Genomic DNA, 15,067 nt, shown 5'->3' with positions numbered 1-15,067 from the left:
AGGGATGACCAATCTTTGTTATTATGGCGCTACCCCATTTAACGTTTTATGAATATTCATGCCAAATTTCCATATAGGTGTCGTGCCAATATTGCTTAAAATAATTACGGTCGTATTGTCTTCAAAGAAATGCATCCAAACCGACATAGAACCAATAATGTGCCCCAAGCGCTCCGTATTTTTAACCCCATTTTCATCTCGTATCCGAAGCCCATATCCATGCTTTTCGAGATTAGGTGTTAGCATCAAATCCAAGGTTTCTTTTTTTAACAATCTATATGCAAACAGGGCGTTAGAGAATTTGAGCACATCATTGGCCGTGGCGTACATAGCAGCAGAGGCATAAAAATTTTCTATGTAGTAAGGAAAGGGCTCATTGCTCAGGTAAAACCGTTTGCCTTTATTTACTTCACTTGGTGAAGATTCTATGGGTGAGCCTGTGTAGGGGGATTCTCCAAAGAAGTATGGTGTAGCCAAGTTTTTTATAATATAGCTTGTTCTTAAATAGCCTGTATTCTCCATCTTTAAAGGTTTGACAATTCTTTCGTTTAATACTTGTTCATAAAGTTTACCTGTTTGTTTTTCGATAATTTTCCCCAAGGCGTGGGTATCAAAGTTATTGTAGCTGTATTTTGATCCTGGCTCAAACTCCAAGGGCTGTTTGGCATAAAACTGCAAGATTTCATCTGATGTTTTAGGAAGTTGAACAAGAGGCCATCCATATTTGTAATAACTTTCAAGTGTCGTAATTGTATCATGCTGTATCAGGCCGGAAGTGTGATTTAAAAGTTGGTGTACGGTTATCTTGGCGCCTTCCTGCCCTTTAAACTCTGGCAGGTAATTGTCAATGCTTTTATGTAGTTCCAATTTACCCTCCTCGTACAATTGAAGAATCAATACCGCCGTAAAGGCCTTGGTGGTAGAGGCCAATTTATAGGCCGTGTGATTGGTATTGGGAACATCAAAACGGCGGTCAGCCAAACCAAAGCTTTTGTGGTAGATAATTTCGGCATCCTTTTGTACCAAGACAGTTCCGCTAAACCAAAAGTTGTCTACATAAGATTGCACCAAAGAGTCCAATGTTTTTTCCTGCCCAAACATAGCAGGGCAAAAAAGTACTAGGGCAATACTAATTGTAGTGAGTATTGTTTTCATTGTTATAGGATGTTACAGCTCTTAGGGGAGGTAACAAATTACTACAATAGGGGGCTAAAAACATCTTAAGCTATCCATAGCGCATGCCAAGTAGCCTATACTGTTTGCAGCTAATATTCAGATTAAGGAGAAAGTGACAATCTTATCATCCTTGTAGTCAAGGGTGGGCTGGTAAGCTTGCTTTATAAAGATAGGAAATTTTGTTGACTTCATAATTAATTTGTGGCTTGTAGGGGGGAGTCCATAGATACTTCTTGTTTCTTGGCATTAGTTGATTGCTTTTTTAAGTCCACCCCTCTCTTCTCTAACTCGATATCTATTTGAAGGTTTATTGATTCCATAGTCTGAATGAGCTGATCTAGTAGTTCTAAATAATTATAAAGTAGTATTAGTTTAAATTGAGCAATATTCCAAAATTCAAAATTATTGGAGAGATGTTTATAGTTGGTGGGAGGACCATCAGGAAAGGTGAATTTTTTACCGGTCATGATATTGGGTTGGTTGCAATCTATATGCTTAAGTACATAGGGTTGTATAATTGTATTATTAATATCGAAATCTGCTTTAATGAAGTTTTTGGTTTGTAGTCTAACGAAAGAAAGTTTTGTGAAATAAAATAAAAGTGTATCGCTTTTTATTTGAGCTAGGTATTGTGAATTTTGGAATCTGTCAATTATAGGTAAGGGAGGTTCTGGAAAACCAACAGTTGTTAAATGTACAAGGATGTTTTGTATGGGGTCTGCAGTGTCCAGATTCTTTGAGTTAAGTATGGGGAGTTCTTTTTGAAATGAATCTATAAAACCATTATTGTCTTCACGCCACAATTTGATTATTGCTAAATTAAGATTAAGCTCCTTTTGTATAGCTTGATAATATCCTGTAAACTCTTTTTCTTGCTCCTGTTCCCTATTCCAATTGTTGATGTAAAGCGCAATCAAAATTCCCGTTACTACCAAAATAATTTCCCCAAAGGCGTACAAGAGGTATTTTCTCAATTTGTTTTGAGAAAGCAAATGATGTCTCAGGTTCTTAAAAAACAAAAACATAATGCACTGTTTTAAATTGATAAAAGAGACTTGGAGCTAAGGAGTAGTCCTAAAAATGGTACTGTATCTACACCTTCACCACCCCAAAATAATCACTCAGGGATGCGGTTTGGGTTTGGCTACTCATAAAGGCTGCCCATACATGCCATTGCATCTCCTCCTTGGTGGTGGGTAAGGAAACGCTGTACCTTAGCCCGTTTCTCGGGGTTTCCGTGAGTTGCCAAAGATAATTGTGGGTTTGTGGATTATATAGAACGATAATCAGTTTATCGGTGGGATGTGCCATGGCCTTATGGCTGTTGTCTGTCCACTGCAGTTGCAGTTGACTGGAAAAGGAAAGCTGTAGGGTCGCATCTTCCAGGCCTCTCAAGGAGCCCATGGAAACAAGGGCTTTTGAGTAGTTGATACTAAAGTTGTTTCCTTGTTGTAGTAATGCCTCGCGCAAATGGTACGACATGGCGGTGTTATAACCAGTTTTTTGTAGTCCCGTAGCGTCAAAAGTTTCTGTGAGCAATTGCTTTAACGGACTTAAAAACGCAGAAACTGTTTTAAATTTTTGGAGTTGTAATTGTTGAGTTGGGGTGGGGTGGTGGTTGGTGTTCGCCGGTATGTTGCGTAATACATTGATGCCTTTACAGGAAGTGCCTAATAGAGGACCTAATTTTCCTGAAACGCCTCCCATAATCCCTTTGGGAAGTTGTGCCATGATGCAAAGTTTAGTTAAATGGTTAATATTGGGCTTTTAAATTATTGTATTTCTGTGAGTTACGCAAAATATTGTGAGATTTTTTTTTGATTTTGTCTTACTTTCTTCTACCAATCTAGGGGTTTTGTTCGACAATTTTTCGTGTTTTCCTCGTAAAATGGGGCTTTTACGAACAATTCTCGAAGGCATACGAAGGAAACGCGAAGAAGGAATGTGGAAATGGTCGTAAGTTTGCGTTTTAGATTTCTTTATTAACAAATCATTCTTCATACAAACCGTATATGCTTCAAACAAAAAATGCCCCAAGCGGGGCATTTGTCATAACTAAACTTAGTTTAATAGCCTATCATTGGGTCAAATTTAACTTCTGCACATTCAGAGGAGATAAATTTAGGTTCTTGGTCAAAATCTATTATTAAACATAGATAACCATTGGCAATATAGGTTGCTTCGTCTTCTACTATAATCTTGTATCTATAGGAGCCATTTGGTAAATTTTCATTTACTCCCCAAAAAGAAGTATCGAAACTGTTATTATAATTCTCGGCGCTGAACACTAGATTGTCTTGCATATCATAAATAGTAACCGTATTGTTGGGGTACTCCTCTATGTTTTCAATGATAAAAAAATCGTTATAACCATCTCCATCAGGGGTCATATAGGGAAATGGTGTAATGGTTCCTGCATTTTGGTCTAGGTTGTTAACGTCATTGGCGGCTAGGGCATTCTCTTTGCAGCATAGATACAGTTCTTCTTCTGTTTGATTATTGTCGTTGTTGGTGCAGCCAATTAAGGCCAAAGCTGAAACAAAAAATAAGGCTAGGCGTTTGTGGTTTAGTGTCATAAGTTGGTTGTTTTGTTATAAGTTTTAAAAGTGTACAAAATGTACTTCTTAGGGTAGAGTTTTTTGTACGAAAAAGCTGTAAATATATAAAAAGCTTTTACATGCTTTGGGTTTATAATTATTACATAGGGTTTTCAAAATATAAATGCCCCAAACGGGGCATTTATATCTATAAAATTACCTTTCTAAAACCTATAACTTACCGTGCCTTTAGCGAAAAATGGGGTGCCTGGTGTAAAGTGAATTTCCTCTACAGGGGAGGCTTCATCAAACAAGCGGCTTTCAGTGGCAAACTGGGTTTCGTTCCAATCTACATCAAATAGGTTTTCAATGATAAGTCCCACCTGTATTTTGCCAAAGGTATAGCTTAGGGACGCATCCGTGACTACATAGCCTTCGGCGATAATGGAGTTGTCCTCGTTGGCGGGACGGTCCTTAAGGTAGCGCAGATTGATGCCTCCTGAGAACTGTTTGTAGTTGTTTATGGAGAGCCCTGCCGTAAGAGTGGTGCTGGGCGCTAAGGGGATATAGTCGGCGTTGTTGGGAGCATCCAAACTTCGGGCATGGGTAAAGGTGGCATCGCTATTCAGGTAGAGCCAATCGTTCAGTTGATAGCGCAGCCCCAAATCTAGGCCGTAACGTTGGGTTTTGCCACTGGGTTCTACAATGCCGGCATCGCCAACATATACAAATTCCTGTTGCAGGTACAGATACCACAGGGCACTGTGCACCACCATTTTCGACCATGGTTTCCAAATTGTGCCCACATCTACGCCGTAGGCCTTTGGCAAAATCTCTTTACCTTCCTGCTGTACCACCACGCGGGCATCGTTGGAATGAAACCCAACCCCCGATTTAACAAACCATTGCAGACGCTCGTTGGCGGTATAGAATACATTGAATTTCGGGCTTAATATGGCTTTGGTTTCATCCAAGGTGGCATAGGAGTCGGCTAGGGCGTCTATATACATAAAGTTGAAATAGTCCAACCGAAGGGCAGGCACCAGCTTAAATTTCCCTAGAGAGAGTTCGGCATTGGCAAAGGCATAGAGCTGCGTTTGGTTGATATCGCCCAATTGCATGTACTGTAACACTTCCTTTCTGTTTTTGGTGTGCGTAAGTTCGTTTTGGTTGCTCATATCGTGTCGCAGTCCTGCGCCTCCATTTAACTTTAGATCCATATTGCTCCATTGGGTGTTGTGTTGCACCTGGGCATTGAAGCCCAAAATATCCCTAGTTTCGGCCTGCTTGATTTGGTCGCCATTGATGGGGTCTTCCAAGAAGAAGGTGAAATTGGAATAGAGCTCAAAGGTGTAACGGCTATAAAACACATTGGCGCTTAGCTTGGTGTCTTGGTCCGCAATGCCCTTGTACTGCACATTTACATTACTTCTGCTGGTGGTACCGCCTTCGGTATCGTCTATGGCACCGAAACGGTCAATGATCCCTTGGTCTACGGCTCTCTGCGGAATTTGCCCAGAGGCATCCCATCGACTCGTAAAATGGGACACCCCTAAACTGATGTTATTGCCATCTCTAAGGTTGGCGGTGTATTTTCCCAAAGCATTGAGGCGGTTAAAGTTTTGGGGCGAATGGAACGGCCCATCGGTGGCTAGATACTCTATGGCCATATAGGCTTGGTCGTTGCTTTCTTGCGAGGTCAACTTGAACATACCCAAAGTGCGCACCGTATTGAATTGCCCGTAGGTAAGGTTAATAGAGCTTTGTTCTAGATCGTCCTTGGTGCTAAAGGCTACATAGCCCGCCGTGGCAAAGTCGCCTCGTTCGGCATAATAGGGGCCTTTCCCAAAATCGATGATTTCCAAGGTTTCGGGAATCATAAAATGCAGGTCGCTATAACCCTGACCATGGGCATGGGATACCATGTTGATAGGCATGCCATCTACGGACAGGTTAATATCGGTGCCATGGTCGATATCGAAGCCTCTTAAAAAAATCTGTTCGGCTTTGCCCCCGCCTGCATGTTGCCCAATAAACAAACCGGGCACTTTACGTAATATTTCCTGAGAGGAATTCACCGGACTGGTTTCAATATCGATTTGGCTAATATGGTGCATTGGGTCGATGTCCTTGGTAATGATCAGTTCGTCTAATGAGAGTAATTTGGATGCCATCGTGATGTTAAGGCCTTCTTGGAATGCTTCAGGACTGACGATAATGTTTACGGTTTTAAAGCCCAAAAGGTTGGCCGTAATGGAATCGCCTGTATGGGTGTGTTCCAAACTAAAACGCCCGTCCATGGTAGTATGTGAATGAACCTTGGACGTGTGGTTGTACACATACACGTTTTCCAAGGGGTGCTGGTTGGTATCGGTAATGCTACCCTGTAGGGTTTGGGCATAATTTGTCCCAACAGTGAGCATGATAAGTACCACTATTAATTTTTTCATCAATAATCGTTTAAAAAGTTAGGCATGGGAGACCCCATGTTTTAAATGAAATGCATAGCCATATAGGCCCAATATTTGGACAGGCGGCTATTTTGAAAAAAAACTAAGAAACCTTTGGAGGAGGAAGGTTTATGGGTAAGTAGATGGCATAATAGTGTGCACTAAGCCTCCAATTGGTTTTCCTTGGAATGCGAATGTTCTGCTTGTGAAAACTATAAATGTGAGGTAAAATGTGTTTATCGAATTGCATAAGTGTTGTATGTTGTTCTTGTTGATTGGTGTTGCTTTCGGCCGATGAAAAAAAGGAAGCCAAAAGGCTTATGTAGCCATGTTTGTGCTGATGGACAGAGGGGTCGGAATGATCGTGATCCGAAACATGGTCATGTGGATGTTCATGATGCCCACTGCTGACCATAAAATTATGGTTGAATTTATTGAGGTGGTCCTGGCGCGCTTTTAATGCGGTTTCCACACTATGGGAGAGGGTATGGAGCATGGTTATGGCCTCCTTGTGTATGGGAACAATAAGGTAGAGCAGCAGCACGGCCACTAAAGAGGTTTGAAGTATTATATTCCAGAATCCTTTCAACATTACAACAGTTATAGTCTTTCAATAATCCAAATATAGCAAGGGGTATAGGGCGGTTTCAAGCGTTTCATGATTTCTTAATCTATTGGCAACAATGGCTTATTCTTTGATAGTTTTAGGCCTTAACCAAAGAATCCTACCACTCGCTCTATGGTCCAAAATGCGGCAATGCTTCCAATGGCATAGGCCGGAATGTTTTTCACAGCCAGAGGCCAGTCTTTCTTTAGGGACAAAAGCCTTAAAACCCCTAATACAGCAAGTACAAATGCCAACTGTCCTAATTCTACACCTACATTAAAAAAGGCCAATGCCAAAGGAATTTCAGATTGAGGCAAACCTACTTCCGATAGGGCACCTGCAAATCCAAACCCGTGAAGCAATCCAAAACTGAAGGCCACCAGCCATGGCTTTTGGGCTGTTAAGGTGGGCTTGCCTTGATGGATTTTTGTCATCTCAAACGCTAAAAACACGATGCTCAAGGCAATAATGGCTTCCACTGGTGGGCCGGGAAGATTGGCTAGGCCCAATACGGCCATACTTAGAGTGATACTGTGCGCCAAAGTAAAGGCGGTGATGGTGGTCACTAATTTTTTAAAGCCTTTGGTAATGATGATGAGGGCCAGAACGAACAAGAGGTGGTCGATACCAAACCAAATATGTTCTACGCCCAATACCGTGTAGGTTTGTACAACCTGCCATTTGCTACTGCTCCCAGGTAAAAGGGCCATGGGTGCGTCTGGGTGCAACATCAGGGAGACCTTTTCGCCGTTGAGGTAGGTAATATTTACCAAAACGTCTACCATGGTTTTGTTGAGGTTGACAATTTCAATATGGCTTCCTTCCAATGGGCGGTTGCCACTTAGGATGTAGTTGTGTATCATAGCGCCGCTTACGGGTCTGGGGATTCCGGCTTCATTAAGTTGAAAGCCATCCTCGAAGCGAGGGTATATCTTTAATGACATATCTCCCATGGCGGGTACTTTCCACAATATTTGGTACTGGTTGTCACTTTGCTGTACAATCTGTAAATAGGCGGGCCTGATCTCGTGGGCACCAATGGGGAGGGTCAAAAATAGGGCAAGCGTCAATAGAATATAGCGTAGGGAGCGTTTCATGGTTGTTGGTTTTGGGCCAGTTCGTCAATGGTGGCTTTTTCAAGGTTGTCTGCCGTAATGCGCACCTTGTAATTGTCTCTAAGCGCTTTTAGGATGGCTGCTTGACTTTCCTGTTCCATTTGGTATTCGTATTCACGTTGTACCTTGTCCTTTACTTGAGCAAAGTTTGGAATACTTGGCGGTGTTCGTGATTCAATAAAGACCAAATGCACCCCATAGCCAGACACGACGGGTCCTGCCCATTGCCCTGTAGGCAAGGTTTCCAACTGTTGGGCAAACTGTTCGCCAAACTCTCGGTTCAGATAAAAGGCATCGGTGCCTTGAAGGGCATAATCCAAAAGAAACGGATCGCCCTTTTCGCGCATACCCTGAGTGTCTGAAGTTCCATATTCCTTTAATACGGTTTTGGCCTTTTCATAAGGATTGACATGATTGTCTGCCGTGAACAGGATTTGGTATAGGGTGTAACGGTAAGGGGTTGCAAAATCTTTTTTATGTTTCTCGAAATAGACTTTTAGGTTTTCCTCAGAAGCTGGTGCCACCAAACCAGAAAGGTCCTGCCCAAGGAATTCCATCTTTTGGGCGAGCCTGCGTTTTACAATCTCGTCGTTATGGTCTAGGTTCATCCTAAGGGCTTCCCGGTACAAGACTTCTTGGTTCACATATTTGTCGATAAGGCCCTGTAACTCTTCTGAGGTTGGAGGCCTTTGCCACTGCATGCGCCAAAGTTCGGCCATATGTTCAACATCGGCATTGTCAACAATGATATCCTGTTCGGTATCGCTTTTGTTTACTTGACTATACAATACAAATAGTAGGCCGCCCAAAAGGAAAAAGTGGATCAGGGGTTCTTTAAGTAGTTGTTTCATGTAATATTAGTTTGGTTTATACCATATTGGGCTGCTCCAGGCACGTTCTTGAATGCTTACAGGCAAATCTTTTCGCGGTTCTATACCTAAAGTTTTGGCATCATAAGTACTCCATCTTGGCGTTGGTATTTCCAAAACCCTTACATAGTAAAAGGCATATTGCTCAGAATTAAAATCGGGATCAGTCCAAACGGTTTTTAATTCGGCAGCTCCAATATCATTGGTGTAAGAAGCGTTTTTAATGTCTACTGTATTGCCAACTGCAACCACATTACCATTGCTATCTGCCGTTCTTCCATCCGACATGGCAACATTGTATATTTTTTCATGGGTTTTGCCATTGACATCTAGCCAACCTTTTATAACTTGAATACGATCAAGATTAGCGCCATCGGCTTCTTTTACGGCATGAATCACAAAGGAAGGCGCCTTTCCATTAGATAGCTTTAAATCACTTCCCATTGGTACACCGCTCTCGTAAGCCGTTTTTAACCAATTGTTTTGACCTAATAAGTCTTCGGTATAACTATAACCGCCAAAAAAGCGCACTTTCATGCGAGGACCAGAGGTTCCAAATGTTTCTTTTCTTTTCAAAGCTTCAAAGATGGATTCCCTGGTATTTGCTTCTGCCCAAACACCTGCCAATCCTCCTGAGCTAAATTCTCGTATTTGTTGGTTACTGGCCTCTTTGTTTCCAGGAATACCTTCGAGCCTGTGCTCAGGATTGTTTTCCATACCAAATTTCCCAGTGTAATTATCCTCTTCTATACTAGATGCCGAGTTGTGAGTATCGGAATCTCCAATGACCCCATATTTAAAAGGATTACCCGCACCTTTACTGTCTAGCTTTAATCCATCTTTATAGGCTTCTCTTAAGTAGCTTCCTTTTCGGTTTTTAGGGCGTTCCGTAATCGCAGAAAGCGTGTAGTCCCATAGTTCAAAATTGGCAAATTCATCATTAGGACTTAGGTCTGGGTGTACTTCTGAGGTGCCTTTAATTTGAGTGATTTCATATAGCGGCTCATTTCTCATTCGGGTCTCGCTGTAAGCCTTGGTGATGGCATTGTCTTCAGAATCTACCAATTCAAACATCATACCGTCACTAGCATTTCCATTATGGGGAACCGCCAATAAAGTAGCTCCTTTAGTTCTCGCATTTTCCATATAAACCCATAAATCTTCTGGTTTGGCAGAGTCAAATACGGAATAAGGAAGACTTGGAATATTGGAATTATCACCAAACAAGACAACTCTATGAAGATTACGGTTGTTAGGTGCCGAGGTCCACTCGAAGGCAGAAAAGGTTGTGAATTTTCCTGGTTCATTATGTTTATCGCCAATGGCAATAATCTCTTTCCAAAGGGATTTGGCTAAATCGGCATCAGTCAATTCATCTTGAGGCACTCCCTTGTTCATGCCATCCAATACTTCAGCAAAAGCTGCAAAGGATTCCGAAGCATCATCTGAGGTAATTCTTTTTGCGATGGGGAGTTTACTAAATGGACTTTCGGGGTCCTCCATTTTTTTAAAGACCCCCATATATTCGGCATGATCGGACACAGCGTACCAATCTAAAGGTACTTTTATTTGTAAATCGCCGCCGCCGCCGCCGCCAGGAATGGCCTCTCCTTTTGCCCAACGGTAGGCGTCATCTGGAGTGGTTACAGAACCATTGGTGTAACCATCAAAGGACCAGCTTGTGTGTACGTGAAGGTTGCCAAAATATGCATCTTTATTTGGGTTTAGCTTAATGGTTGTTTCTTCCGGGGAAGAATTAAGAGCAATGGTTGTTTCTTTAGGAGTATCCTTGCAGCCCACCACAAAGATAACCGAGAACATGAGGTTTGAAATAATGGCTTTCATAATAGTCTGTACTTTGTTTTAAAAATGCAGGTCTCTCAATTTAGTTTGGGTTATACCAAATTGGTGAACTATAAATGCGTTCCTGAATGGTCGCGGGATGATTTGTTTCTTTAACATCAATACCCAGTTCAATAGCATCGTATAAAGAATATCTAGGAGTTGGGATTTCCAGAACTCTCACATAATAAAAGGCACTTTGGCTAGGGTTAAAATCTGGATCTTTCCAAAATACTTTTAGCTCGGTATCTCCAATGGAATTGGTGTATTTTCCTGTTTTAATGTCTACAGTGTTGCCTACTTTTTGGTTACCGTTTGTTCTGCCGTCGGATAAGGCGACATCATATATTTTTTCTTCAGAAGTGCCATCTGCTTTTAACCAGCCTTTAACCACTTGAATTCTATCAAGATTGGCCCCGTCAGGGTCTTTTAAAGCGGATATCAAAAATCCAGGAGCCGTGCCATTTGCTGTTTTGTTTAAATCGCCACCCATAGGAACACCTTTGCCATAGCCTGTTTTTACCATATCTGCATTTAGATCGTTTTCGGCAAAATTATAGCCGCCAAACACACGTAAGGTAATGCGTGGCCCTGTGGTAGCATAGACTTCTTTACGTTGGAAGGCATCCACAATGCTCTGGCGCGTGTTGCTTTCGGCCCAAACGCCTACCCATCCTGCAGCGCCCATATCCCAGCCTTTGGAAGACCCAATGCCTGTAGGGTGAGCACGTTTTTTGGGTTCGGAATCATGTTGGCCTTTTCCGGCAAAATTGGTTTCTTCAATGGCAGACATGCCTGTATGGGAATCGGAGCTACCAACAAATCCAATTTTATAAGGATTGGCTCCAATTTTCTTTTCAAGTTCCAATCCGGTCATCAAGCCAGAGCGTACATAATCTGCTTTGGTTGGAGCTGGTCGTGTACCATCTGGAGTTAGGGCAAAATCGTAGGTTTCAAAATCGGCAAACTCATCATTGGGCGACAAGGCCGGGTGGGTTTCAGAGTCTCCCTTAATTTGGGTAATCTCGACAGAGCGTTCCCACTTCATTCGGGCATCGGCGTAGGCTTTATCTACAGGTTTCCCATTCAAACGAGTTTCGGGAAACATGAGTCCCAGACTAATATTTGGGTTATGCGGGATGGCTACAAACTCGGCGCCTGTTCGTTTACTTGTCGCTTCAAGCCAAGCCCAAAGATCTTCTGGGTTGTCACTTTCTAAGGCACTATAAGGTATAAATTGCTTGGCAACGTCGCCTCCCTGAGGCATAAAAACAACTCTATGCAGGTTGGCGCCACTATTATTGGAAGACCATTCCCATCCTATGAGTGTGGTGAATTTTCCAGGATCGTTGTGTTTTTCAGCGGTTTCAATATAACTATTCCAGGCCTCTGTAACCTTTGTGCCTCCAAAGTCGTTAACCAAATCCTTTGCAGTCAAGTTCGCCTGATTAGGCTGATCGAAGGCAGCATAATTCAGGATGTCATACAAGGTCTGCATGTTTTCTTCCGATTTGTTTGGCGCGATTCCTAAAAAGGCCTTTCCTGTTTTAGTATCTGAAATACCAGGCGTATTCTTGTACATTAGGGGTATAGAGCCTATTAATTCTGCATGGTCTGCCACCACAAGAAAATCCAGCGGTTTGGATAATTTCCATGGTTTACCTGTGGTAGGACTTTTAACTTTTTCACCTTTGGCAAAGCGAAAGGCAATATCTGGCGTTGAATTTGGGGTTCCAAATAAGAACACATCAAAAGAGTTGCCGGTGTGGTTATGGGTGTCTCCCCAATACACATTTTTTAGAGCATTGGAAGGTACCTTAGTGGTCATTGTGGTTTCCTCAGGGGAAGAATTAAGAGCAATGGTTGGTTCTTTAGGAGTATCCTTGCAGCCTACCATTAGGAGTAAGCTAAGAAACGGTAATAGCAGTAGTCTCATAATACCTGTGTGTTTAAATTATATTAAGATGAAACGTAGGTAGCTTAAGATTTATAGAGGGAACTACTAAGGTAGTATTTTTCTTCGAAAAAATAAGATAACTATTTAAAAAATAGAAGTTTATCTGTTTTTTTATGGGTTGTACCAAATAGGCGAGGTATATGCCCGTTCCTGTATGGTGCGGGGTACATCGTCTGTCATGGTAAGGTTGTAGTTTTTCATGTCGAAAGTGGTCCAACGTGGGGTTGGAATTTCAATAACCCTAACATAATAGAAGGCCTTTAAGGTTGGATTGAAATCGGGGTCTTGCCAAAAGGTCTTCAATTCGGTAGCTCCAATGGTATTTTCCCAAGAGACATTTTTTACGTCTACGGTATTGCCTACAGGAGGTAAATTGCCTTTGGCATCCAAGCTGCGTTTGTCGGCATCGCCCCAAACTACATTATAGACTTTTTCGTGGGTATTGCCACTGGCATCCAGCCAGCCTTTCACTACTTGAATGCGGTCTAGATTTCCGCTGGTTGGGTCTTTAACAGCATGGATCAAGAAGGTAGGTGCCTTGCCTTCTGGAGCGGTTTTTAGGTCGCCACCCATAGGTACACCTTTGTCATAACCAATTTGTACGCTGTTGGCATCGGCAATATCGGCATCGGTATAGTTGAAGCCTCCAAAAAAACGCACGGTCATTCTAGGACCGGTAGAGGCATAAGTCTCCTTGCGTTTCATGGCATCCCATAGGGCTTCTCTTGTGTTGGATGTAGCCCAAACACCTGTATATCCAGAAGCGCCCAACTGCCACCCACGAACAAATCCGGAAGGGAAATCCAAAGCTTTTTCAGACCAACGTTCGGCACTGGGTTCAGAGGAAGCATATTTTCCCCAATAATTGTTTTCTTCGGCTGTGGTAAGCGCCGTATGGGAGTCGGTACCACTTACAAAACCATATTTAAAGGGGTTCACCCCAAGTTCACTTTCCAATTTTAAACCATCTTTTAAGGCCTTTCTGGCGTATTCGGTTTGTAGCATTTCCTTGGTTTTGGGTACCATCACAAGATTCCCTTTGTCCCAAAGTTCAAAATTGGCAAACTCGTCGTTTGGCGATAAAATGGGATGGGTTTCGCTGGTGCCTTTTCCTTGGGTGATTTCGTAAAGGACTTCATATTTGTTTCGAAGCGTGGCCAATTCCTTGGTCAATGGAGAGCCGTCGAAAGCCGTGTTTTTAAACATCAAACCATTGGAAAGGTTTCCGTTATGAGGTATGGCCAATAGGGAGCCGCCAGTTTTGGCTTCAAAATTCGCCATCCATTTCCACAGGTCTTCTGGGTTCTCTGAATCGAAGGTGGTCATTGGACTCATTTGTCTGGCAATGTCTCCACCGTCGCGGTAAATCACGTTACGGTGCAGGTTGTTACCGCCCCCAAAGTTGGAAGTCCATTCATAGGCAATAAATGCGGTGAATTTTCCTGGATCATTAAACTTCTCAACAATGTCAATATTTTTTAACCATATGGATTTGGCAAATTCCGGATCTGTAAATACTGGCGGTAGATTGTTGTTGGATTGGCGGTTGATAAGGTCCATCATTACGGCAGCGGCCTTTTCACCGCCAGCTTCCATATCTTCATGGTATTGGGCCACAATGGGGTCGTCCATGACTTCTGCATCACCATTGATAACAGACATGATTACTCCAGCGCCGTCGGAGTGGTCTGTAACGGCCAACCAGTCTAATGGGCGTTTTAACTTGGCCTTTTGTTTGGTAGCACTAATAACTTCTTCTCCACGGGCAAAGCGCAACGCTTCCTCAGGACCTAGGCGGGTTCCTGCTGCACCGGCATCGGCAGACCAAGCAGTGTGCAAGTGCTGGTCTCCCCAGTATACATTTTTTAAAGGATTGGTTGGTATGCTTGGTGTCATTACTTCTTTTTCGGCAGGGGTATTGTCGGTTGTGGTGTCTTCTTTTGGAGTGTCTTTGCAGCTCATCATTAGTAGAAGACTCAGAAACGGTAATAGCAGTAGTCTCATAATACCTGTATTTACATTATTTAAAGATGAAACGTAGGTAGCTTAAGATTTACGGAGGGAACTACTAAGGTAGTGTTTTTCTTTGGAAATGAATATAGTAACTCTTTGAAGAATAGAAGTTTGCCTATTTGTTAGTCCCATGGGCCGTATTTGCCCACGTGGTAAAAGGAAGTGTTGTTTTCTTTGGCTTGGTCCTCGCTAAAACGGAAGAGACCTTTCCAACCGCCCAACCAAAATCTGCCTTGGCTGTCTAATATAATTAAATTTGGTATTTGGAAATTTTTGTGGATATTCATGTTTTGAAGTTGAGAAAACAAAAAAGCGTTATGCAGAAACAGGTCAGGGACTGTACTACATAACGCTTGCATCATGGTAGATACATAATTTGTTTATTGCCTAGAATCGGCTTTTAATATTTTGTCGATCGCTTTATTAATGTTTTAAGAACTCAAACTCAAGAGTAATGCAGTAACAACATGTTTCATAATAGTATCTATTGTTTATTAATAA

The 15,067-nt window shown here is 42.3% G+C and carries 12 protein-coding genes; all 12 read right to left on the bottom strand.

Features of this window, described 5'->3' with window-relative positions; translation table 11 throughout:
• Positions 1 to 21 precede the first annotated feature (21 nt).
• On the bottom strand, positions 22 to 1,155 hold the full coding sequence (locus ZA05_RS05065; protein ID WP_082333681.1) for a serine hydrolase: 1,134 nt from the start codon (positions 1,153 to 1,155) through the stop codon (positions 22 to 24).
• A gap of 215 nt (positions 1,156 to 1,370) precedes the next feature.
• The gene (locus ZA05_RS05060; RefSeq protein ID WP_053990591.1) at positions 1,371 to 2,201 is read right to left on the bottom strand and encodes a DUF6090 family protein; all 831 of its coding nucleotides are present in this window, start codon (positions 2,199 to 2,201) and stop codon (positions 1,371 to 1,373) included.
• 67 nt (positions 2,202 to 2,268) lie between these two features.
• Positions 2,269 to 2,907 carry a DUF6266 family protein gene (locus ZA05_RS05055; RefSeq protein ID WP_053990590.1) on the bottom strand — a complete coding sequence of 213 codons (639 nt, stop codon included), beginning with the start codon at positions 2,905 to 2,907 and terminating at the stop codon, positions 2,269 to 2,271.
• A 335-nt stretch (positions 2,908 to 3,242) separates the two neighbouring features.
• A complete protein-coding gene (locus ZA05_RS05050) occupies positions 3,243 to 3,752 on the bottom strand; it encodes a gliding motility-associated C-terminal domain-containing protein (protein ID WP_053990589.1) in 510 nt (169 codons plus the stop codon).
• A 185-nt stretch (positions 3,753 to 3,937) separates the two neighbouring features.
• A complete protein-coding gene (locus ZA05_RS05045) occupies positions 3,938 to 6,163 on the bottom strand; it encodes a TonB-dependent receptor (RefSeq protein ID WP_053990588.1) in 2,226 nt (741 codons plus the stop codon).
• Positions 6,164 to 6,266: 103 nt separating this feature from the next.
• Positions 6,267 to 6,755: a hypothetical protein gene (locus tag ZA05_RS05040; RefSeq protein WP_053990587.1), complete on the bottom strand. Its 489-nt coding sequence runs from the start codon at positions 6,753 to 6,755 to the stop codon at positions 6,267 to 6,269.
• Between the two features lie 119 nt (positions 6,756 to 6,874).
• Entirely contained in the window at positions 6,875 to 7,867 is a 993-nt protein-coding gene (locus ZA05_RS05035; RefSeq protein ID WP_053990586.1) for a HupE/UreJ family protein, read from the bottom strand.
• The gene (locus ZA05_RS05030) at positions 7,864 to 8,736 is read right to left on the bottom strand and encodes a peptidyl-prolyl cis-trans isomerase (RefSeq protein WP_053990585.1); all 873 of its coding nucleotides are present in this window, start codon (positions 8,734 to 8,736) and stop codon (positions 7,864 to 7,866) included. The genes ZA05_RS05035 and ZA05_RS05030 overlap by 4 nt, the downstream gene beginning before the upstream one ends.
• Positions 8,737 to 8,742: 6 nt before the next feature.
• The gene (locus tag ZA05_RS05025; protein ID WP_053990584.1) at positions 8,743 to 10,599 is read right to left on the bottom strand and encodes a DUF3604 domain-containing protein; all 1,857 of its coding nucleotides are present in this window, start codon (positions 10,597 to 10,599) and stop codon (positions 8,743 to 8,745) included.
• A 40-nt stretch (positions 10,600 to 10,639) separates the two neighbouring features.
• Positions 10,640 to 12,532: a DUF3604 domain-containing protein gene (locus tag ZA05_RS05020; RefSeq protein ID WP_082333680.1), complete on the bottom strand. Its 1,893-nt coding sequence runs from the start codon at positions 12,530 to 12,532 to the stop codon at positions 10,640 to 10,642.
• Positions 12,533 to 12,664: 132 nt separating this feature from the next.
• Complete coding sequence (locus tag ZA05_RS05015) at positions 12,665 to 14,557, bottom strand: DUF3604 domain-containing protein (RefSeq protein WP_157514530.1); 1,893 nt, start codon at positions 14,555 to 14,557, stop codon at positions 12,665 to 12,667.
• Positions 14,558 to 14,688: 131 nt separating this feature from the next.
• The gene (locus ZA05_RS18445) at positions 14,689 to 14,853 is read right to left on the bottom strand and encodes a hypothetical protein (RefSeq protein WP_157514528.1); all 165 of its coding nucleotides are present in this window, start codon (positions 14,851 to 14,853) and stop codon (positions 14,689 to 14,691) included.
• Between the last annotated feature and the right edge of the window lie 214 nt (positions 14,854 to 15,067).

Source organism: Mangrovimonas sp. TPBH4 (assembly GCF_001280505.1).
Taxonomy (GTDB): Bacteria; Bacteroidota; Bacteroidia; order Flavobacteriales; family Flavobacteriaceae; genus Mangrovimonas_A.
The sequence above is the reverse complement of the archived record's forward strand: the minus strand, read 5'-3'. Positions and strand labels throughout refer to the sequence as shown.